The sequence below is a fragment of the Bacillus sp. FSL W7-1354 genome (assembly GCF_038002405.1).
In the GTDB taxonomy this organism is placed as follows: Bacteria; Bacillota; Bacilli; order Bacillales; family Bacillaceae; genus Bacillus; species Bacillus paralicheniformis.
The window spans coordinates 1,576,890-1,601,726 of record NZ_JBBOCL010000001.1 but is presented as its reverse complement, the minus strand read 5'-3'; the positions used below and the strand labels follow the sequence as shown (position 1 = coordinate 1,601,726).

The window sequence follows — 24,837 nt, the reverse complement described above, 5'->3', positions numbered from 1 at the left end:
CAAAAAATATCTACAACGAAAGGGAATGATAGAAATGAAATTATTTTGCCTGCCTTACGCCGGCGGATCCGAATCTGCATTTTATTCCTGGAAAGGCCATATGCAGCCCGACATTGAGATTTGTCCGATTCAGCTGAAGGGAAGGGGCCGGCGTTTCAACGAGCCTTGTTACGAAAGCCTTGAAGAAGCAGTTCAAGACATTTTTGAGCAGGTTCAAGCTGAACGAAAAGGTGACGACTACGCTCTTTTTGGGCACAGCATGGGAAGCCTTTTGGCATATGAACTTTACTATCAAATGAGCGGGGCGGGGGCTGAAAAACCGGTTCACATTTTTTTCTCGGGCTATAAAGCGCCAAAGAGGATCAGAAAGAAAGAAAAACTGCATACCTTGCCCAATCCTATTTTTAAGAAAAAAATTGTCGAGCTCGGGGGAACACCTGAGGAGCTCATCAATCATGAAGAGCTATTTGAATTGTTTATCCCCATTCTCAAAAGCGACTTTAAAATGGTAGAAAACTATATCTATCAAGAAAGAAACAGCAAAATAGATTGCGACATTACCGTTCTCAACGGAAAAGAAGACGCTATGAGCAAGGAAGATGTATCCGATTGGAAACATCATACTTCAGGACACTTTACAGCCTACTACTTTGAGGGGAATCATTTCTTTTTGCACCATCACGTTGAAAAGATCACCGGCATCATCAATTATTCACTGACAGCCAGCCGGACGTTTTAACCTACGATTTCGGCGAGATTCAAGCCCGGGTCTAATCTATTTTTCCTTCCTCCGCCGCTTCGAAAATTACTTTTATTATAATCGGAACAGTGTTTTTTAGGTCTTTTGATCTGGTTGCTGTTTATCTTGTCTCATAAATACGTGTTTCGACAATGTAAAATATAAAATATCCAATTCATAAAAAATTAACCATTATTAAACAATATTCCCATGGAAAATAATGATTATTTTTGATAATCTGTTTTCACAAGACGGAGGTTCAATAAAAAATCGGTAAAAGAGCAACTACAGACCAATATTATGGTGAATATTTTATCAAAAAGGAGAATTTTTATATGGTTGCTAAACATTCATTAGAAAATGGGGTATTTCACAAAATGACAGAGAATGAAAAAGAACTGATCCTACATTTTAACAACACAAAGACCGATTATCCAAAAAACAAGACGCTTCATGAGCTTTTTGAGGAACAGGCCATGAAGACGCCTGACCATACGGCTCTTGTGTTCGGTGCTCAGCGCATGACCTACAGAGAGCTGAATGAAAAAGCAAACCAAACCGCGAGACTTCTCAGGGAAAAAGGGATCGGCAGAGGCTCGATTGCCGCGATTATCGCGGAGCGCTCCTTTGAAATGATCATCGGCATCATTGGCATTTTAAAAGCGGGAGGTGCGTATCTGCCGATCGACCCTGAAACGCCGAAAGACAGAATGGCCTTCATGCTCAGCGACACGAAAGCCGCGGTGCTGCTAACGCAAGGAAAAGCGGCAGACGGAATCGATTGTGAGGCTGACATCGTTCAGCTGGACAAAGAGGCTTCAGACGGATTCAGTAAAGAACCGCTCAGTTCTGTCAATGATTCCGGCGATACTGCCTATATTATCTACACATCAGGTTCCACGGGAACGCCAAAAGGCGTCGTCACCCCGCACTACAGTGTCATAAGGGTCGTTCAAAATACCAATTATATCGATATCACAGAAGACGACGTGATCCTCCAGCTGTCCAATTATTCGTTTGACGGATCAGTGTTCGACATCTTCGGCGCTTTATTAAACGGAGCGTCGCTGGTCATGATTGAGAAGGAAGCGTTATTGAACATCAATAGACTTGGAAGCGCTATCAATGAGGAGAAGGTCAGCGTGATGTTCATTACGACGGCACTGTTCAACATGATTGCAGATATTCATGTCGACTGTCTGTCGAATTTACGAAAAATCCTCTTCGGCGGGGAGAGAGCGTCGATTCCGCATGTGAGAAAAGTGCTGAATCATGTCGGCCGGGATAAATTGATTCATGTTTACGGCCCGACGGAAAGCACGGTATATGCGACATATTATTTCATCAATGAAATAGATGAAAAAGCCGATACAATCCCGATCGGCAGCCCGCTGGCGAATACGTCAGTCTTGATCATGGATGAAGCCGGCAAGCTCTTGCCGATCGGGGTTCCCGGAGAGCTGTGCATCGCAGGCGATGGTTTAAGCAAAGGATATTTAAACCGCGAGGAACTGACGGCGGAAAAATTCATCCCGCATCCGTTCATTCCGGGAGAAAGGCTGTACAAAACAGGTGATTTAGCGAAATGGCTGCCTGACGGCAACATCGAATTCATCGGCCGAATCGACCACCAGGTGAAAATCCGCGGTTTCAGGATCGAACTCGGCGAAATCGAAAGCCGGCTGGAGATGCATGAAGACATCAATGAGACGATCGTCATCGTCCGGGAAGACGAAGAAAGCCGCCCGTACATTTGCGCCTATATCACGGCAAATCATGAGATTTCCCTTGATGAGCTGAAAGGATTTTTAGGTGAAAAGCTTCCAGACTACATGATCCCCGCATATTTTGTCAAATTGGACAAGCTGCCCCTCACCAAAAACGGAAAAGTGGACAGAAAAGCCCTGCCTGAGCCGGACAGAACGGCGGGGGCGGAAAACGAATATGAAGCGCCGCGAAATGAAACGGAAGAAAAGCTGGCAGCTGTTTGGCAGGATGTTTTGCACGTTGAAAAAGCGGGCATTCATGATCATTTTGCACAAATGGGCGGACATTCATTGCATGCGATGGAGCTCATCGCCAAAATAAAGGAAAAAATGAATGTTGAAATTCCGCTGCATCAGCTATTTAAGCTTGCGACCATAAAGGAATTGAGCGCTTTTATCGAAGCTAATCAACAAGAAGACAAGGGAGACGGCTTCGTGACAAGGGCTGCCGATCCGGAAAATATCCATGAAACATTCCCGCTTACAGGCATTCAGCTGGCTTATTTAGTTGGAAGAGATGAGTCGTTCGAAATCGGCGGAGTCGCTACGAATTTAACTGTCGAATTTGAAGCTGATGTCGATTTGAATCGATTTCAGCTGACACTGCAAAAATTGATTGACAGGCATCCGATTCTCCGCACGATCGTATTTGAAAACGGAACGCAAAAAATTCTCGAAGCAACACAACGTTATACAATCGAAACTCAGGATTTAAGAGGTTTCACAGAAGAAGAAATCAACGCCAGAATTTTAGAACAGCGGGAGAAGATGACATCAAAGATCATTGATCCAAGTGTATGGCCTTTGTTTGAACTCAAAACGTTTATGCTGCCGGGAGAGAAAAAATATTTTTTCCTCAATGTGGACCCGCTCATTTGCGATGACAGCAGTATGAAACGATTAATCAGGGAGTTTAAACAACTATATGAAAACCCCGGCCTCAAACTGCCTTCACTAGCATACAGCTTCAGAGATTATGTTTTGGCCTCGATCGATTTTAAGCAAACAAGCAGATATCAAAAAGACCAAAAATATTGGCTGGATAAACTGGATCATTTTCCAAGTGCGCCTGAGCTGCCTCTTAAATCAGATCCAGCCCATGTAGCGAAACCTTCGTTCAAGAAGTTTTCAACGTTTTTGGATAGACATACATGGAATGAATTAAAAAAGAAAGCCCGGCATTATCATCTCACGCCGACCTCAGTCCTTTGTGCTGCATATGCCTATATTTTAGCTTATTGGAGCCGGCAAAACCACTTTGCTATCAATTTAACCGTATTTAACAGAATCCCGTTTCATCCGGATGTCAAAAACATGATCGGAGATTTTACCTCTTTAATGCTGCTGGACATCCATGCCGAAGAAAACACGAGCTCTTTCTGGAGATTTGCTTTAAATGTTCAGGACACGCTTTTAGAAGCACTGGAACACAGACATTATGACGGAGTTGATGTGATCAGAAACATCGCCAAAAAGAATGGCATGAATAAAAAAGCGGTCATGCCGATCGTATTCACAAGCGTGCTGAGTGAAAATCCCGACGACTCATTTGACAGTCTTGTCGATTTTGACAACATTCATTTCTTTAGCACAAGAACGTCGCAAGTATACATTGACAACCAAGTATATGAAATAAACGGCGGCCTTTATATTACATGGGACTATGTGGAGCAAATTTTTGAACATGAAGTAATTGAATCGATGTTTGACCAGTATATCGCAGTCATCCAGAAAGCCGTATCCGGCGAGGACGTTTCAACCATCCAAATAAATGAAAAAAGCCGCCAGATGATCAGCGCCTATAATGACACAGATCAATCTTTCGATACCGAGCCCTTGCACGAATTGTTTACCGGCCAGGTTAAACATGGACCTGACAGAGTGGCACTCAAGCATCATGATGAGGTGATGACCTATCAGGAGCTTGACGAAAAATCCAACCAGGTCGCAAGATTTCTCATTGGAAAAGGGGTTGAAAGGGGCGACTATATCGGTGTCATCGGCAAAAGAAGCCTGGGGACGATTGTCAATTTATTGGCTGTATTGAAGACTGGAGCAGCTTATATCCCTCTCGATCCGGATTATCCAGAAGAAAGAAAGGCGTATATCCAATCAAAAAGCAACTGCAAATTCTTCATCAGCCATGACGTGTATGACAAAGAACATATCGAGCGCTTCTCAAAAGCGCCGGTTGACCGAAAAGTCGATTTGGATGACATGGCATATGTCATCTTTACGTCAGGAAGCACAGGCAAGCCAAAAGGCGTTCAGATTACGCATGGTGCCGCAGCGAATACCATTCTCGATATCAATGAAAAATTCAACGTCACAGAACAAGATAACATAATGGGCATTTCCTCATTGTGCTTTGATTTATCTGTATATGACGTGTTTGGCGCTTTAAGCAGCGGGGCGTCACTTGTCATCATTGATGACCAAAGGGATGTATTCAGTCTGAAAGAGACAGTCGAAAAAGAACGGATTACAATTTGGAATTCTGTTCCGGCGATTATGGGAATGACGGCCGATGTATACCCGGCCAACGAGCTCAATCATCATCTCAGACTCATCCTGCTAAGCGGAGACTGGATACCGCTTCAGTTGCCTGCAACCATAAAGAAGACGTTTAAAAACGCAGAAGTGATTAGTTTGGGAGGCGCAACAGAGGGATCGATCTGGTCGATCTACTATCCGATTCAAAAAGTAGAGGAAGACTGGAAAAGCATTCCTTATGGAAAACCGCTGGCCAATCAAAAAATATACGTATTGAACCAGAATAAACAATTATGTCCCGTCGGTGTCGAAGGAGAGCTGTACATAGGCGGAGCAGGGGTAGCAAGCGGGTATATTCATGATCAAGAAAAAACGGATCATTCATTTATCCATCATCAGGAATTAGGTTACATCTATAAAACGGGTGACTATGGCGTCTTGAAAGAGGACGGTTATGTAGAGTTTCTCGGAAGAAAAGACAGCCAGGTGAAGATCAGAGGCTACAGAGTGGAAATGGGGGAAATTGAAAATACTCTCGTAAGCCATCAGGAGATTACGAAGGCATCGGTTATTGATTACACAAGTCCGGATGGAATCAAAAACTTATACGCTTTTGTTGTAGCAGAGAACGCGATCAGCCAATTAGATGTAAAGGAATTTTTGCAAAAAACGCTGCCTGACTATATGATTCCTGCGAAATTCGTGGAAATTGACAAAATCCCGTTAACTGTAAACGGAAAAGTCGATAAGCGCACGCTCCATGACTTGGCTGAACAGCATACCGCAGATGAAGGTCAACGAGGCGGATCGATGCTGCCGGAGAATGAAACACAAGCCATGCTTCTGGAGATTTGGAAAGATATATTTGGCCTAGACAGCATCAATCTTCATGTCAGCTATTATGAAATCGGCGGAGACTCACTCAAAGCGATATCCATCATCACGGAAATCAACAAACGAATGAATGTTGAGATGCCGATCAGCGAAATCTTTAAAAATGATTCAATCATCGCTTTGGACCACTATTTGAAAAACAGAGAAGAAAGCGATATGGAACATCCGATTCAAACAGCTCACGAAAAAGAGTATTATCCGACATCCCCTGCCCAACAAAGAATGTATATGCTGTCGATGCTGGAAAATGAAAGGGGAGCTTACCATATTCCGATGGCCCTTCTTGTCGAAGGCCGGATAAACGCCATACAGCTTGAAAACGCATTGAAGACATTTTTGCAAAGACATGAAGTTTTGCGAACCGGGTTTGAAATCCAAAACAATGAACTCATCCAAAAAATTTATGAGAATGTCGAATTCCGCCTCGAATACGAGTGCTTAGACGCTTCAATTACAGATCAGCATGCTTTAATGGAGATCACAAGCAGGTACTGTAAAGAATCCATTAAGCCTTTTGATTTGAGCCGGCCGCCTCTTATGAGGGCCAAGCTGATCAAAATCGACGATATTAGGCATATACTGGTCATAAATTTTCACCACATCATCAGTGACGGGGTTTCTCAAGGGATCCTAATGAATGAAATATTGGAACTTTACAGCAATGTGCCATTGCCGGAAGTAAATGTGCAATATAAAGATTATGTGGAATGGAATCATACATTTAATCAATCAGCCGCGATGAAAAAGCAGGAAGCTTATTGGCTTGACGTTTATCGCGATATACCGTCAAAGCTGGACTTTCCTTATGACTATAAACGTCATCATATCGACACGTTTGAAGGAAGCAGCGTGTTTTTGGAAATGGAGCGGGAGCTGTCAGATCATATAAGGAAGCTGGCGAAACACACCGGAACAACTCTTTATACGGTGATGCTGAGCGCATATTATGTGCTTTTAAATAAATATACAAATCAAACAGATATCGTTGTCGGAACCGCTGCTGCCGGAAGGCTGCATCCTGATCTACAAGATGTATTCGGCGTTTTTGTAAATACACTTGCTTTGCGAAACGAGATTGATACTTCCAACAGCTTTAAAGAATTTTTGCAGCAGACGAAAGAGCGTACGATAGCGGCCTTTGACAATTCCGAGTATCCGTTTGATGATTTGATCCGCAAACTCAATGGTGTACGGGAGTCTAACCGCAATCCTTTGTTCGACACGATGTTTGTTCTGGAAGATGCCAGGATGTTTACCAAACAGAAAGGCGATGTCAAGCTGAGTCCGATCATCTTTGAACTGGACAATGCAAAATTTGACATGATCTTTAATGTGTTGGATTTTGAACAAAAGATCGTATTGAACATTGAATATTCGACAAACCTTTTCAAGGAAGAGACGATTCAAAAGATAGCGGAAGATTATTTCAGGATTTTAGAGGAAGTTTCAGAAAACCTTGATGTTACTTTACATCAAATCGATATGATATCCCGTCAAGAAAAACGGACACTTTTAGAGTTCTTCAACCATACAAAGACGGCATATCCAAAAGGAAAAACAATCCACCAGCTGTTTGAGGAGCAGGTGAATCGAATACCAGATCACACTGCGGTTGTTTTTGAAGATCAAAAACTGACGTACCGACAGTTGAATGAAAAAGCAAATCAAGTGGCAAGGCTGTTGCGAGAAAAAGGTGTCAAGCCGGATACGCTCGTCGGGATCGTGATGGAGCGGTCGTCCGATATGATTGCAGCGGTTCTCGGTGTGCTGAAAGCAGGCGGCGCCTATTTGCCGATTGATCCTGAGTATCCTCTGGAGCGGATGAGATACATGGCTTTTGACAGTGAAGTCAAAGTCATCATCTCTGACGTTCCGCTGGCCGAGGAGCTTACAGCGGAATCGATCGAGTTGATTCATATGGATGATGAGAGGATTGCCGGGCAGGATCGGTCAAACATTGACAATGTCAATCAAAGCGGCGACCTTGCATATGTCATCTATACGTCGGGTTCAACAGGAAAGCCAAAAGGCGTGATGATCGAGCATCAATCATTGATCAACTTGTGCCGCTGGCATCAATCCTGTTTTGAAGTCGGACAAAACGACAACAGCTCGATTTATGCGAGCATCAGCTTCGACGCTTTTGTCTGGGAGCTGTTCCCTTATATAACAGCGGGAGCCACCGTTCATGTCCTCAATCAGGAGACAAGACTGGATGTTGAAAAGCTGAACCGGTATTTTCATGACCATCATATTACGATCAGCTTTTTGCCGACACCAGTCTGCGAACAATTTACAGCGCTTGACAATCATTCGTTAAGAACGTTGTTAACGGGCGGAGATAAATTAAACGTCTTTAAAGAAAAAAGCTATCAAATCGTAAACAATTACGGACCGACGGAGAATACAGTCGTTGCTACAAGTTTTCCAATCGACAAATCGTATCAAAATATTCCGATCGGAAAACCGATCGATAACGTCAAAGTGTATATATTGAACAAAGACCTTCAGCTTTGTCCGCTCGGAGCCAGCGGTGAGCTCTGCATCGCCGGGGAAGGGCTGGCCCGCGGGTATGTAAACAGACCGGAATTGACTCGGGAAAAATTCATCGAAAATCCGTTTGCACCCGGGGAAAGAATGTACCGCACAGGTGATCTTGCCAAAATGCTGCCGGATGGAAACATTCAGTTTTTGGGACGGGTTGACCAGCAGGTTAAGATTCGCGGCTATCGGATCGAACCCGGCGAGATCGAGAACCAGCTGCTTAAATATGAAAAGATTGAAGAAGCGGCGGTCATCGCAAGAGAAGACGGAGATCATGACCCGTATCTTTGCGCATATGTAACGGCTAAAAAGGAAGTAGAACCGGAAAAGATCAGAGCGTTTTTAAAGAAAAGCCTTCCGGATTATATGATTCCTCAGCACTTTGTCCAGCTTGACGGGCTGCCGCTTACCGTGAATGGAAAAGTGGACAAGAAAAGCCTTCCGGTTCCGGAACGGAGCATCACAATGGATCGCTGCTATGAAGCGCCGCGGGATCAGATGGAAGAAAAACTTGTTTCCATATGGGAAGAGGCTTTAGGAATCAATAAAATCGGAATCAACAGCAGCTTCTTTGAAGCCGGCGGGCATTCGCTTAAAGCCGCCGCTTTGGTATCAACTATTCATAAAGAACTGAATGTCAAGCTGCCTTTAAGACAAATATTCGATACCCCGACGATTAAAGGGCTGAGGGAATATATCGGTGCGGCGAAGGAAAGTACTTTTACATCGTTAGGAAAAACGGAAGAAAAACCATATTACCGATTGTCTTCAGCGCAAAAAAGGCTCTATATCCTTTCTCAAGCAGGCAGTCATGTTGCATATAACATGCCTTTTGCCATGACGCTCGAAGGCGATTTTGATATCCGCCGATTTGAGAATACATTCAAAAATATGATTAAAAGACATGAATCATTTCGAACTTCATTTGTCATGATCGACGGTGAAGTGATGCAGCAGATTGAAAACGAGATCGATTTTCAAGTCGCATACAGTGACATCGGCAAAGAAAGTGCCGAAGAAAAAATCAAAAGCTTTATCAGGCCGTTTCAATTGGAAAAAGCACCGCTTTTAAGGGCGGAGGTCGTCAAAGTGAATGAACGTGAGCACTTGCTGATGTTCGATATGCACCATATCATTTCCGATGGCGTGTCCACCGACATCTTCATTCAAGAGCTGGGAGCACTGTATGAAGGGAAATCACTGGAACCGTTCGATATTCAATATAAAGATTACGCAGAATGGGAAAATAGCCATGCCCGTAGCGAGGAGCTGAAAAGACAGGAAGAATACTGGCTGAAGACGTATAAAGGCGATATCCCGGTCCTTGATCTCCCGACAGATCATAAAAGGCCGCTGACGAAAAGCTCTGAAGGTGACACCGTCACTGCAGCAATCGAAAGTGAAACATTCCGCAAGCTTCAGCATATGGCGAAAGAAAACGGCGTTACGATGTACATGCTTCTGTTGGCCGGTTATACAGCGCTGCTTTCCAAATATACAGGTCAGGAAGATATCATCGTCGGGACTCCGGCTGCAGGGAGAAATCATGAGGATATTCAACATCTCATCGGCATGTTTGTCAATACCTTGGCGATCAGAAACCATCCGGAAGGGAAAAAGACTTTCAGACATTATTTGCAAGAGGTAAAAGAAAACACGCTTCAGGCTTATGAAAACCAGGATTATCCGTTTGAAGAGCTTGTAGAAAAAGTAAACATCAAACGGGACATGGCCCGAAACCCGCTCTTTGATACGATGCTCGTGTACCATAACACAGACGTAAAGCCGTTTGAAGCAGAGGGGCTGAGAAGCAGACTGGTGGAGATCAAGCGCGGCATTTCCAAGTTTGACATCACAGTGACTGCGAGTGAAGCGGCAGACGGATTAAGATTGGAAGTTGAGTATTCAACGACGCTATTCAACAAGGAAAGAATGGAAAGACTATCTGAACACCTGATCAGCTTGTTGGAACAAGCGGCGGATCATCCGGACATTGCCATCAATCAGATAGATGTCCTGACAAAGGGTGAAAGACATCGGGTTCTGTATGATTTTAACCGAACAGACGGTGTGTTCTGCAAAGAGATGACGATACCGGAGCTGTTTGAAAAGCAGGCGGAAAAAACGCCTGATCATCCGGCGGTTGCCTTCGGGGATGAAACGATTTCTTACAGGGAGCTGAATGAAAGGGCGAACAGCCTGGCTTTCACCTTGCGTCAAAAAGGAGTAGGCCCTGATGTGATAGCAGGGATTCTCACAGAACGGTCAATCGAAATGATCGTCGGTATTATGGGTATTTTGAAAGCTGGCGGAGCCTATCTGCCAATCGATCCGGCGTATCCGCAGGAAAGAATAAGCTACATGTTAAAAGACAGCGATGTCAGCGTATTATGCGCGGCAGGCGATGTGGATCTGGGTGAAGCTTATGCCGGAGACATCATCCGGATTGATCAAACCGGACAAAATGACCACGTGGAAAACCTTAAGCATAACATCAAGCCGGAGCATTTGGCATATGTCATCTATACATCGGGATCCACTGGAAAACCGAAAGGCGTCATGATCGAGCATCATAGTGTGAACAATCTTGTTCATGGATTAAATGAAAGAATTTACCATCATCTCGATGCTCATTTAAATGTAGCACTGGTTGCGCCTTATATATTTGATGCCTCTGTCAAACAAATATTCGCAGCGCTTCTCTTCGGGCATACCCTTTGCATCGTCCCGCGCGAGACAGCTTGGGATGCGATGAGTTTAATTGAGTATTATTCGAAAAACAACATCAATGTATCGGACATGACGCCTGCTCATTTAAACATGCTGGCGTATGTAGACAAAACGGAACTCGAATTCGATCTGAAGGAATTGATTGTCGGCGGAGATGCATTAACACCTGATGTCATAGGCGGCCTATTTCATAAATTCCCGAATCTGTCATGCAATATCACGAATGTATACGGCCCGACAGAGTGCTGTGTTGATGCTGCTTCACATCAAATCGAATCGGGAAAAGTGCCGCAAACACCGTCCATTCCGATCGGCAGACCGCTTCTCAATACAAGCATCTATATTGTGGACAAAGACCTCCGCCCTCTGCCGGTTGGGATTGCCGGAGAACTATGCATAGCAGGCGAAGGGGTTGCCAGAGGGTATGTAAACAGACCTGAGCTTACGGCGGAAAAGTTTGTCGACCATCCATTTGAGCCGGGCAAAAAAATGTACAAAACCGGAGATTTGGCGAGGTGGCTTCCTGATGGACAGATTGAGTTTTTGGGACGCGCCGATCATCAAGTGAAAATCCGCGGCTATCGAATAGAGCTTGGCGAAGTGGAACAGCAGCTCTTGTCACATGAGAAGATTAAAGAAGCGGCGGTGATCTCAGGAAAGGATCAAAACGGCAACAGCTATTTATGCGCCTATTTCGCGTCTGATCAGGAATTGCCTGCAGCTGATGTACGACAATTTCTTGAAAGGGAAATGCCTGATTATATGATTCCGTCCTATTTTGTTAAGCTTGACAGGCTCCCGCGCACCCCAAGCGGTAAGGTGGATAGAAGCGCACTGCCTGAGGCGGACGGAAATTTAATAGAAGGAACTCGGTACGATCCGCCCCGAAATGAAATCGAACGAAAACTCGTGCAAGTCTGGAGAGAGATTCTCGGTGCCGAGGACATCGGGATCAGCCACCATTTCTTTGCGGCAGGGGGAGACTCGATCAAGGCGCTCCAGATCGTTTCCAGGCTGGCAAAGATGAACCTGAAACTTGAGATGAAGGCGCTGTTCGCCAATCCGAAAATAAAGGATCTCAGCCGATTGATCACAGAAGAAACGAGACATCGCAAACATAACAAACCCGTTACAGGTGAGACGGAACCGCTTCCTATCCAAAAGAGATATTTTGCGAACAACAAAGAGGAGCTTGACCACTTCAACCAGTCATTTATGCTCTTTAGAAAAGACGGCTATGACGAAAACATCGTCAGAACAGCCTTCAATAAAATACTGGAGCAGCATGACGCGTTAAGAATGATCTATGAAGAAAAAGACGGAGACATCATTCAATACAACAGAGGCTATCGTGAAAACTTGTTCGACCTGGATGTTTATGATGTAAGAGGCCTTGACAATCAAGCGGAAAAGGTGTTTGAGCTGGCGACAGGCATTCAAAAAAAATCATCGATTAGAAAAGGAAAACTCGTTCATCTTGGCATCTTCCGGGCTGATGAGGGCGATCACCTGCTCATTGCGATCCATCATCTTGTCGTTGACGGCGTATCGTGGAGAATTTTGTTCGAGGATTTTGAAACATTGTACCTTCAGGCATTGAAAGGCGAACCTCTCGACATCGGATATAAAACGGATTCATACCAAGAGTTCGCCCGTCAATTGAAGAAGTATGCCCAAAGCCGCAGGCTGTTAAAGGAAAGGGAGTATTGGCAAAAGGCCCTGGAAGCGGATGCTCCATTTATTCCTGCTGAAAAGCTTGAACGAGACACGTTTGAACACAGCGCGACCTTGTGCATCAGAATCAGCCCAGACGTGACAGCAAAACTTTTGCGAAACGCAAACAAAGCCTACAACACGGAAATCAACGATATTTTGCTGACGGCATTAATCGCCGCAGTCAGGGATATCACCGGAGAAAACAAATTGAAGGTCATGATGGAAGGGCACGGCAGGGAGGACATCTTAGACGGTGTTGACATCACGAGAACGATCGGCTGGTTTACGACGGTTTATCCGGTCTTTATCGATTTGGGAGAAGAAAAAGAAATATCGCAAAATATCAAAATGGTCAAAGAAACGTTGAGAAAAATACCGAATAAAGGAATCGGCTACGGTGTCTTAAAATACATGACAGAAGAGCTTCAGAAAATACAAACTCAGGCTCCGCTTTCTTTTAACTATTTTGGAGAAATGAACAATGATATGAATAGAAAAGTATTTTCCCAGTCGCCATTTTCACCGGGCGAAAGCATCGGCGGAAAAATCGCTAGGCACTGCGCCGTCGAAATAAATGCGATCTCTTTAAACGGCGAATTGACAATCTATACGACGTTCAACCAGGACCAATACCAAACAAGCGCAATCGAACAACTCAATCAATCATTCAAAGAAAACCTGGAAAAGATCGTCGATCATTGCGTTGATAAAGAAGGATCGGACATGACGCCTTCCGATTATGGCGATGTCTCACTTGGTCTTGAAGAGCTGGAGCGTATTAAAGATAAGTACAGCGCTTTTCAAATCGAAAAGATCTATCCGCTGGCCAACATGCAAAAAGGAATGCTATTTCATAACGCTATGGATCAGACATCAGGGGCATACCTCCAGCAAATTGTCATCGAATTAAAAGGACGTGTCTATCCGGACATTTTAGAAGAAAGCTTTCACGAGATCGTGAAGAGGCATGAAATCTTAAGGGCGTCTTTTGAATATGAAATCACATCCGAACCGAGACAGATTATAGCTAGAGAACGGAAAACGCCTTTCGCATCAATAGATCTGACAGGCGAAAATCGGACTCGCCAGCATAGGTTCATAGAAACATATTTAAAAGAAGATCAGGAAAAAGGCTTTGATCTGAGCAGTGAAGCCCTCATGAGGATTTGTTTGATCAGAATGAATGACGAATCGTATCGGCTGATTTGGAGTCATCACCACATCCTCCTGGACGGCTGGTGTCTGGGTATTGTTTTGAGCGAGCTGTTCAGTCTATATGGAAAAATAATGAAAGGTGAATCCCGCCGATTAAAAGAGCCGAAGCCGTATGGAGACTATATCAAATGGCTGGAAGAACAAGATAAAGAAGAAGCGGCGGCATACTGGAAGGATTATCTAAAAGGGTATGAGTCGCGGTCTGAACTTCCAGCGTTCAATCGCGGCGCAACGTCAGAAGAATATGGCGGCAAAGAAAAAGTCATATCGTTTTCAAAAGAACTGACAACGAAAATCACCCGGATCGCCAAGACGTATCATGTCACCATCAATACGGTTCTTCAAGGAATTTGGGGCATGATTCTCGCCAAATACAACAATACCGATGAAGTCGTATTCGGAACCGTCGTCTCGGGACGGGAGGCTCCTGTTGACGGCATCGAAGAGATGGTCGGCTTATTTATTCATACAATACCGACCCGGATCAGCTTTGAAGGCGCAAGAAGCTTTAAAGAGGTGTTAAAGAAAACACAAGCCGAGTCTATCGAAAGCAATCGATACAGCTATATGAATTTATCGGAAATTCAGGAACTGAGTGAAATGAAAAGAGAGCTGATCACCCATGTCATGGCCTTTCAAAATTATGCGTTTGATGAAGAGCTGTTCAGAAGCCAATCCGGGGAAAGCGGTTTTGAACTGGAAGGTGTTCATGGAAAAGAACGAACCAACTATGATTTTAATCTGACCGGCGTTTTAGAAAATGAGCAGCTGAAACTCAAATTGACATTTAATGAAAATGTGTATGACAACACCATCATCGAAACATTAGAAAAGCATATCATCACCGTCGCAGAACAAGTGGCGGAAGATGAGGCACAAACATTACAAGACATCAACCTTGTGTCAAAAGAAGAACAACAGAGGATTTTAGACACATTCAACGATACAAAAACGGATTATCCGAAAGACAAGCCGCTTCATGAGCTTTTTGAGGAACAGGCCATGAAGACGCCTGACCAGACGGCTCTTGTGTTCGGTGCTCAGCGCATGACCTACAGAGAGCTGAATGAGAAAGCAAACCAAACCGCGAGACTCCTCAGGGAAAAAGGGATCGGCAGAGGCTCGATTGCCGCGATCATCGCGGACCGCTCCTTTGAGATGATCATCGGCATCATCGGTATTTTAAAAGCGGGAGGCACGTATTTGCCGATCGATCCTGAAACGCCTAGGGACAGAATCGATTATATGTTGGAAAATAGCGGTGCGGCATTGTTAGTAACAACAGATTCGCTTCTTCAACCTTTTGATATAAAAACCGTTGATTTGCGTTCGGACGAGTTGCACTTACTAAGCGGAGAGAATCTTCCGCGTGTGAATTGCTCAAGCGATACAGCGTACATCGTCTACACGTCCGGCTCAACCGGAACACCAAAAGGAGTGGTCATCCCGCATTACAGTGCGGCGAGAGTCGTTCAAAATACCAATTATATCGACATCACAGAAGATGACGCCATTCTCCAGCTGTCCAACTATTCGTTTGACGGATCGGTGTTCGACATCTTCGGCGCTCTCTTAAACGGAGCGTCACTCGTCCTGATCGAAAAAGAGACAGTCTTGAATACACATGAGCTGGCCGAAGTGATTGAGAAAGAACGAGTCAGCGTGATGTTCATTACGACAGCGCTGTTCAATACGCTCGCCGACATCAATATCGGCTGTCTTGCCAAGCTGCGGAAAATCCTTTTTGGCGGGGAAAGAGCGTCGATTCCGCATGTGAGAAAAGTGCTGAATCATGTCGGCCGGGATAAATTGATTCATGTTTACGGCCCGACGGAAAGCACGGTATATGCGACATATTATTTCATCAATGAAATAGATGAAAAAGCCGATACAATCCCGATCGGCAGCCCGCTGGCGAATACGTCAGTCTTGATCATGGATGAAGCCGGCAAGCTCGTGCCGATCGGGGTTCCCGGAGAGCTGTGCATCGCAGGCGATGGTTTAAGCACAGGATATTTAAACCGCGAGGAACTGACGGCGGAAAAATTCATCCCGCATCCGTTCATTCCGGGAGAAAGGCTGTACAAAACAGGTGATTTAGCGAAATGGCTGCCTGACGGCAACATCGAATTCATCGGCCGAATCGACCATCAGGTGAAAATCCGCGGTTTCAGGATCGAACTCGGCGAAATCGAAAGCCGGTTGGAGATGCATGAAGACATCAACGAGACGATCGTTACCGTCAGAGAAGACGGAGAGAACCGCCCATACATTTGCGCTTATATCACGGCAAATCGCGAGATTTCCCTTGATGAGCTGAAAGGGTTTTTAGGTGAAAAGCTCCCGGAATACATGATTCCCGCCTATTTCGTGAACATGGACAAGCTGCCGCTCACCAAAAACGGGAAAGTGGACAGAAAAGCCCTGCCTGAGCCGGACAGAAGCGCAGGAACTGAAGCGGAGTACGAAGCGCCAAGAAACTATGTCGAACAGCGCATCATTTCCATCTTGGAGGACGTACTCGGAACAGAGCGGATGGGTATTTCCTGCCATTTCTTCGACAAGGGGGGGAATTCGCTGAAAGCGATGCAAGCTGTTCATTCCATTAACAAAACGTTTGGCCTTAATATGAGGATCAGCACGTTCTTTAAACATCCGACTGCAAAATCATTAGCGCGTTTTGTATTAACCGCTGAAGCCGAATCGGCCGTTAGTGAGGAGTACGCGGAAGAGGAAGTGTGATGGAATTGCACTGTACAATCTATCATTTGAAATGATAGATTGTACAGCTTCCCCATTTTCCGCAAAAAAACGATTCTGATATTGGCCGCAAGTCTGACGAATGGAGTGAGATGAGTATGAGCATAATGGACTTCATAAATGATTTGAAAAAGAAAAATATCACCTTATACCATAACAAGGGAAAAATCAAAATCATCGGTCCTCAAGAATTATTGACGGCTGACTTAAAACAGCAAATCAAGCGGTATAAAGATGACATCATCGCAGCGCTGGAAGCGGGCGAAACGGACATTGAGCGAAGCTTTCCGAAAGCGGCGCCGTCTAAAAGCGGAACCTATCCTTTGTCAAGGGAACAAAAAAGGATGTTCATTTTAAATCAGCTTGATGACAGCAAAACGGCCTATAACATGCCGATGGCAGTAAAAATAAACGGTGAAGTTCAAATCAGCCGAATTGAACAGGCATGGAAAGCGCTCATCAAAAGGCATGAATCGTTAAGAACTTCTTTTGTCATGCTCGATGGCGAACCGGTGCAGAAAATCGAACAGGAAGCCGAGTTCCGACTTGAATACAGCGAGTTGGGGGATCAAAGCATCCAGGAGAAAATCAGCCGTTTCATCAAACCTTTTCAATTAGAAAAAGCCCCGCTTTTAAGAGCGGAAATCGTAAAAGTGGATGAAGCTGAGCATATGATGATCGTTGATATGCATCATATCATTTCAGACGGCATCTCTATCGGAATATTAATGAAGGAATTCGCCGACTGCTGTGAAGGCAAAGAATTACCTCCGGTGGCGGTTCAGTATAAAGATTATTCAGAGTGGCAGAAAGACATCGAGCAGCAGAGCCGGTTGAAGAAGCAGGAAGCGTATTGGCTTAACACCTTCCGGGGAGACATTCCGGTATTGAATATGCCGCTTGATTTTCCGAGACCGAAAATCCGAAGCTTTCAAGGGAACAGAACGGTTGTGGAATTGGATCAGGACACCACAAAAAAACTGAAGACGATAGCCGCAAAAAACGGCGTTACGATGTACATGCTTCTTTTGGCAGGCTACACCATTCTGCTGTCAAAATACACCGGACAAGAGGATATCATTGTCGGCTCGCCGATTGCCGGAAGACCGCATGCCGATTTAAACGGGACAATCGGGATGTTTGTCGGCACCCTTGCGCTGAGAAACCGGCCAACGGGGAACATGACATTTAGCGAATATGTCCAAACGGTCAAAAACAATACATTGAACGCCTATGAAAATCAAGATTATCAATTTGATGCATTGATCGAACATCTGGGCTTGACACAGGACATGAGCAGAAATCCGCTGTTTGATACGATGTTTGATCTGCAGCATGCGGATGATTTCGCATCTGAAGCCGGCGGGGGGCATTTTGACACGTATGATATTCCATTTCATGTCGCGAAATTCGATGTAAGCCTGACGGCATTTTTGCATGGAGACAACCTGAAATTTGATTTTCAATATTGCACGGATCTGTATAAAAAAGAAACGATTGAAAGAATGGCCGGACATTTTTTGAATGTTTTAAAAGACGCTGCTCATCACCCTGAACTGGCGTTAAGCGAGATTAGGATGATGTCGGAAGAGGAGAAAGACATCATCTTACATACATTCAATCATGAGAAGACAGATGGTCCGAAAAACAAGACACTCAGCCGGCTGTTTGAAGAGCGGGCTGAAAAAACACCCGATCACCCCGCTGTTATATTCGAAGATCAGCAATTGACATATAGAGAGCTGAACGAAAAAGCCAACCAATTGGCCTGGCTTTTAAGAGAGAAGGGCGTAAAGCCGGATACAATTGTCGCGATCATGACAGACCGTTCACTCGAGATGATCATCGGAATTATCGGAATTTTAAAAGCCGGCGGAGCCTATCTGCCAATTGATCCGGATTATCCGGAGGACAGAGTCAAATATATGCTGGAAGACAGCGGGGCTGATATGGTCGTCATCCAGGAGCCCTTTAAATCGAAAATAGACGGGCGTCAACTGATAACCGCCGAAGACACCCGATCTTTCAGCAAAGAAAATCTCCCAAATGTCAATAAGGCTTCTGATTTGGCATATGTAATTTATACTTCGGGTTCTTCAGGCAGGCCGAAAGGTGTCATGACGACTCACCGCAATGTCGTTCATTATGTTGATGCTTTTACGAAAAGGATCCCTTTGAGCGAAGATGATACAGTTTTGCAAGTCGTATCCTTTTCATTTGATGCATTTTCTGAAGAAGTCTACCCTATTTTAGCTTGCTCAGGGCGCTTGGTGATCAGCAGAAAAGTAAGCGATCTGAACATTGATGAACTGGTGAAAACGATCGGGAAGCATCGTGTCACACTTGTCAGCTGCTCCCCGCTTCTATTGAATGAAATCGATAAAAATCAGCACTTAACCTTTCATCCGCAGATGAAATTTATCAGTGGAGGCGACGTATTAAAATTTGAGTACGTCGAAAATATCATCAAAGGCGCCGACGTTTACAATTCTTACGGTCCCACGGAAGCGACAGTTTGTGCAACCTATTATCAACTAAGCAGCGCAGACCGCAAAAAAACGAGCATTCCTATCGGCAAGCCTTTAAGCAATTATAAAGTATACATTGCAGATCAATACGGCCGGCCGCAACCGGTTGGAGTACCGGGCGAACTATTGATCGGCGGCGAAGGGGTCGCAAGGGGATACTTGAATCATGAAACATTGACAAAAGCGGCCTTTGTGCTGGACGAATCAGGCGAGAGAGTATATCGTACAGGCGATTTAGCCAGATGGCTGTCTGACGGAAACATCGAGTTTTTAGGCAGAATCGACAGCCAAGTCAAAATCCGCGGCTATCGGATCGAACTGGAAGAAATCGAACACCGGTTGCTGATGAACGACGATATTAATGAAGCCATCGTGGTGGCGAAGGAAGATCAGGAAAACAGCAAATATCTATGCGCCTACATCGCATTCAATAACAAAAACGCAGATATTGAGCAGGTTCAAGAACGCTTGGCGAAGGACCTTCCGGAGTATATGATTCCGTCCTGCTTTATCAAGCTTGATCAAATTCCCCGCACGATCAATGGAAAGGCTGATCTTAAGGCATTGCCGGAGCCGGATCGAGGGGCATTTGCCCAAGCCCGCTACGAAGCCCCGCGCAATCAAACGGAAGCCTTACTTTTATCGATCTGGCAGGATATCTTGCCAGCGGAACAGATCGGGATTAACGACCATTTCTTTGACATCGGCGGACACTCGTTAAAAGCTTTTTCAATGGCCGCGAAAATTCAAGCGGCATTAAAAGTCGAAGTGACGCTAAAGGAAATCTTCAGCCATCCGACGATTAAAGACATCGCAGCTTATATCGTACAAAAACAAAAACAAGTTCAATCCGACATTCTAAAAGCGAAAAAGAAAGAATACTACCCGCTTTCTTCCGCTCAAAAAAGGCTGTACATCCTCAATCAAATCGAAGAAGGCCAAACCGCCTACAATATGCCTTTTGCGATGAAAATAAGAGGTGGGCTCCAAACGAAAAAGGCCGAGAAGGCCTTCAAAACGCTAATCAAAAGACATGAGAGTTTAAGAACATCCTTTGTGACCATCAATGGCGAACCCGTTCAGAATATAAACGAAGGGGTCACATTTGAAATGAAATACCGGGAGCTTGACAATTGCAGCCTTCGGGAACGGATGAATCAATTTATCAGACCGTTTGACCTGGAAAAAGCCCCTCTTCTGAGAGCGGAGCTGGTGAGGGTGAACGCAGCCGAACACATTCTCCTGCTTGATATGCACCATATCATTTCCGATGGCGTATCAATCGGGATCTTGATGAAAGAATGGGCGGCTTTATATGAAGAAAAGGAACTTGCACCGTTAAAGATCCAATATAAAGATTATTCCGAGTGGCAGCGAGAGTCCTGTCAAAAAGACCGGTTGAAAAAACAGGAAGAATACTGGCTATCCGTTTTTCAAGACGCCATCCCTGTTCTGAACATGCCGACGGACTTTCCAAGGCCGCAAATGCAAAGCTATGAAGGAGATCGAATCGCATTTGCAATCGAAAGAGAGCTGACGGATAAGCTGAAAAAAACAGCGAAAGAAAACGGAGTCACGATGTATATGCTGCTGTTGGCCGGGTATACAATACTGCTTTCGAAATACACCGGACAGGAAGATATCATTGTCGGTTCGCCGATTGCGGGGCGAACCCGGGAGGAGTTGGAACAGACGGTCGGGATGTTCGTAGGCACCCTTGCGATGAGAAACCATCCGAAAGGCGGCAGGACATTCATTGAGTATTTGCAAGATGTAAAAGAAAATACGTTTAACGCCTATGAAAATCAAGATTATCCTTTCGATGAACTCGTAGACAAATTAGATTTGGAACGGGACATCAGCAGAAATGCCTTATTTGACACAATGTTTGATATGCAGGCGCTGGATGATGCAGAGCCTGATATAGAGGGATTGCATGTTGAACCCGTTGATTTGGAGTTTCAGATTTCAAAATTCGATTTGTCGCTGGCAGCAGCAGAGTCCGCAGGCGTCATTACGTTTCACCTGGAATTCTGCACAAGGCTGTATAAAAAAGAAACCGCCGAAACGCTGGCGCAGCATTTCGTCAATATCCTAAGAGATATTTCCGATCATCCGCAGAAGCCGTTAAACGAAATCAGCATGCTTTCAGAGGAACAAAGGAACACAGTGCTGTATCAATTTAATGATACGAACGCCGAACACCCGTCGGGAATTTTTTCTGAGCTGTTTGAAGAGCAGGCCGAAAAATCACCGAATCATCCGGCGGCGGTCTTCAAAGATCATATGTTGACATACCGCGAATTAAATGAAAAAGCGAATCAATTGGCCAGAACATTGCGGAAAAAAGGGGTTCAGCGGGAGTCAGTAGTCGGAATCATGGCGGAGCGTTCGTTGGAAATGGTGACAGGCATATTGGCGGTTCTAAAGGCCGGCGGGGCGTACATGCCGATCGATCCGGGGCTTCCGAAAGAGCGCATCCAATATCTTATCACGGATAGCGGAGCTGATCTATTGCTGACCCAGCATCAGCTTATTGGCAGCATCAGCTTTGCCGGAGAAATCATCCAAATCGATCAGGCCGATGCTTACGACACGGATGGAAGCAATTTGGAGCATCTTAATTCCCCCGGTGATTTGGCATACGTCATCTATACCTCGGGTACGACGGGAAACCCGAAAGGCGTGATGGTCGAGCACCGCAATATCATTCATGCCCACTATACTTGGAGAAAGCACTATGAATTGGCATCATTTTCAGTTAACCTGCTCCAGCTTGCCAGCATGTCGTTTGATGTATTCGCAGGAGATTTATGCCGCAGTCTTCTCAACGGCGGAACAATGTATATGGTCCCGGATGATGTCAAACTGGAAATGAATCTGCTGTATGACATGATCAACAAATACGGCATTCATATGTTGGAATCGACGCCAAGCCTGATCATTCCTTTGATGAAATATATCGATCATCACAAGCTTGACCTTTCAAGCATGAAGCTGTTGATCATGGGTTCTGACACTTGCACGATCAAAGATTATAAGTGGCTCGTTGAACGGTTCGGACAAAGGATGAGAATCATCAACAGCTATGGCGTCACAGAAGCTTCTGTCGATTCCGGCTATTATGAAGAAGCTTTGGATCGGATTCCAGAGATTGCGAATACGCCGATAGGAAAGCCGCTGGACAATACAGCATTTTATATATTGGATTCCTCATTAAACCCGCAGCCGGTCGGCGTTTATGGTGAGTTGTACATCGGCGGTGAAGGGGTCGCGAGGGGATACTTAAACAAACCGGAACTCACGAAGGAAAGGTTTGTTCCAAATCGTTTTGCCGCCGGGGGGAAGATGTATAAAACGGGAGACTTGGCAAGGTGGCTGCCTGATGGAAATGTCGAATTCCTCGGGAGAATCGATCACCAAGTCAAGATTCGCGGTTTCAGAATAGAAACAGGCGAAATTGAAACGAAGCTTTTGGAAAATCAAAACATCAGCGAAGCTGTCGTTATAGACCGGGAAGACAAGAAAGGACATAAGTACCTGTGCGCCTATATTGTCGCTCGAGCGAAAACAAACGCAAATGAACTGAGGGAATATTTGTCCGATCATTTACCGGATTATATGCTCCCTTCCTATTTTATTCAAATCAACAAGATGCCCCTCACGCCAAACGGAAAGATCGATCGAAAAGCGCTTCCTGAACCTGCCGGAGATGCCATAGCGGCAAACGGATATAAAGCGCCGCGCAATGAAACGGAAGAAAAGCTGGCCGCTGTTTGGCAGGAGGTGCTGGACAGGGACAAAATCGGAATCAACGATAATTTTTTTGAAATCGGGGGAGATTCAATTAAGGCTCTGCAAATCGTTTCAAAATTATCAAGAGCCGATCTCAAGCTTCAGGTTAAAGATCTGTTTACCAATCCGTCCATCAGACACCTCAGTAAATATGTCAAAAAAGAAACGAAAGCTCGCACCAGCGAAATCGTGCAAGGGCAAGTGCCGCTGACTCCTGTGCAAAGGTCGTTTTTTGAAGCGAATCAAAGGGAGCAAAACCATTATAATCAAGCGTTTATGCTCTACAGGGAAAACGGGTTTGCTGAAAGGATCGTCGAAAAGGTTATCCGTAAACTCACAGAACACCATGATGCATTACGGATGGTCTATCGGGAGAAGAACGGTGAAATCATTCAGCATAACCGCGGCTTGGAAGACAGCGTCTTCGATCTGAATGTCTATGATTTGAAAACGGAAAAAAATCTCGAGGAAACTGTTTATCAGATAGCGACGAATATTCAAAAAGACATATCCATCAGCGAGGGCAAAATGATCAAGCTCTGCGTGTTTAAAACAACGGAGGGAGACCATCTGCTGATTGCGATCCATCACCTTTTGGTAGACGGCGTGTCCTGGAGAATATTGTTCGAGGATTTTGAAGCGGCATACGGTCAAGCCTTGCAAGGCAAACCGATAGAGCTCGGTTATAAAACGGATTCGTACAAAACGTTTTCCGAAAAACTGGCTGAGTACGCAAGCAGCAAAAAGCTCCTGAAAGAACAAGAATATTGGCGGGAGATATCCAAAGGAAAGATGGCATTCCTCCCTAAACATCGCCAAGCGGCACATGATAACTATGAAAATAGCAGAACACTCAGAATATCCCTCAGCCAAATGGAGACGGAACAGCTCCTGAAAAATGCGCATAAAGCATACAATACGCAGATTAATGATCTCCTTTTAACGGCTTTGTTGATCGCCTCAAGGCAGCTGACGGGGGAAAACAGGCTGAAAATTCTTATGGAAGGCCATGGAAGAGATGATATTTTGCAAGATGTGGATATTACGAGAACGGTCGGCTGGTTCACCGCAATGTATCCGGTATTCATCGACTTAGAAGATGAAACAGACTTGTCTGTGATGATTAAGATCGTGAAAGAAACTTTGCGGAAAATACCGAATAATGGAATCGGATACGGCATCCTCAAGTATTTGAGAAAAGACGAAGGGCTTATAAAGGATGAAAAGCCTCCGATCTTATTCAATTATCTTGGTGAGCTCGATCATGATCTGACGACTGAACAATTTTCATCGTCAAAGCTTTCAACAGGTCAAAGCATCGGAGAAAAAAGTGCAAGAGATGCTTCTGTTGAAATCGATTCAGTTGTTGTCGGCAGGCAATTGATGATCAGTACGACATTTAACGAATACGAGTATTCTCCAGATACGATCAGCGAATTGAATCAAGCATTCAAAGAAAGTTTGCAAATGGTCATCAGCCATTGTACGGGCAAAAATGAAACCGAAAAAACGTCCTCTGACTACGGTTATGACAAACTCTCGTTGGAAGATCTTGAAGAATTATTAAATGAATATGAATCTATCGACAGCTAGATATCATGAAAAAAGCTAAAGAAGCCCCCTTGAAATGGTTAACCTGCTGCTTAAAAATGGGCGG

General features: G+C 44.8%; 3 protein-coding genes. All 3 read left to right on the top strand.

Translation table 11 applies throughout. From position 1 onward, the window contains the following. Positions 1-34 precede the first annotated feature (34 nt). The 3 genes from MKZ04_RS08050 (at position 35) to bacB (ending at position 24,773) form a co-directional block, all read left to right on the top strand. Positions 35-739, top strand: coding sequence for a thioesterase II family protein (locus tag MKZ04_RS08050; protein WP_095291179.1), 705 nt, complete (start codon positions 35-37; stop codon positions 737-739). Positions 740-1,074: 335 nt separating this feature from the next. Continuing rightward, the gene (gene bacA, locus MKZ04_RS08045; RefSeq protein WP_341045662.1) at positions 1,075-16,839 is read left to right on the top strand and encodes a bacitracin non-ribosomal peptide synthetase BacA; all 15,765 of its coding nucleotides are present in this window, start codon (positions 1,075-1,077) and stop codon (positions 16,837-16,839) included. Positions 16,840-16,955: 116 nt separating this feature from the next. Further along, positions 16,956-24,773: a bacitracin non-ribosomal peptide synthetase BacB gene (gene bacB / locus MKZ04_RS08040; RefSeq protein WP_095293112.1), complete on the top strand. Its 7,818-nt coding sequence runs from the start codon at positions 16,956-16,958 to the stop codon at positions 24,771-24,773. The last annotated feature ends 64 nt before the right edge of the window (positions 24,774-24,837 follow it).

Excerpts from the sequence above, each read along its gene's own strand:
- MKZ04_RS08050 (WP_095291179.1), top strand. The coding sequence starts at position 35 with ATGAAATTATTTTGCCTGCCTTACGCCGGCGGATCCGAATCTGCATTT.
- bacA (WP_341045662.1), top strand. The coding sequence starts at position 1,075 with ATGGTTGCTAAACATTCATTAGAAAATGGGGTATTTCACAAAATGACA.
- bacB (WP_095293112.1), top strand. The coding sequence starts at position 16,956 with ATGAGCATAATGGACTTCATAAATGATTTGAAAAAGAAAAATATCACC.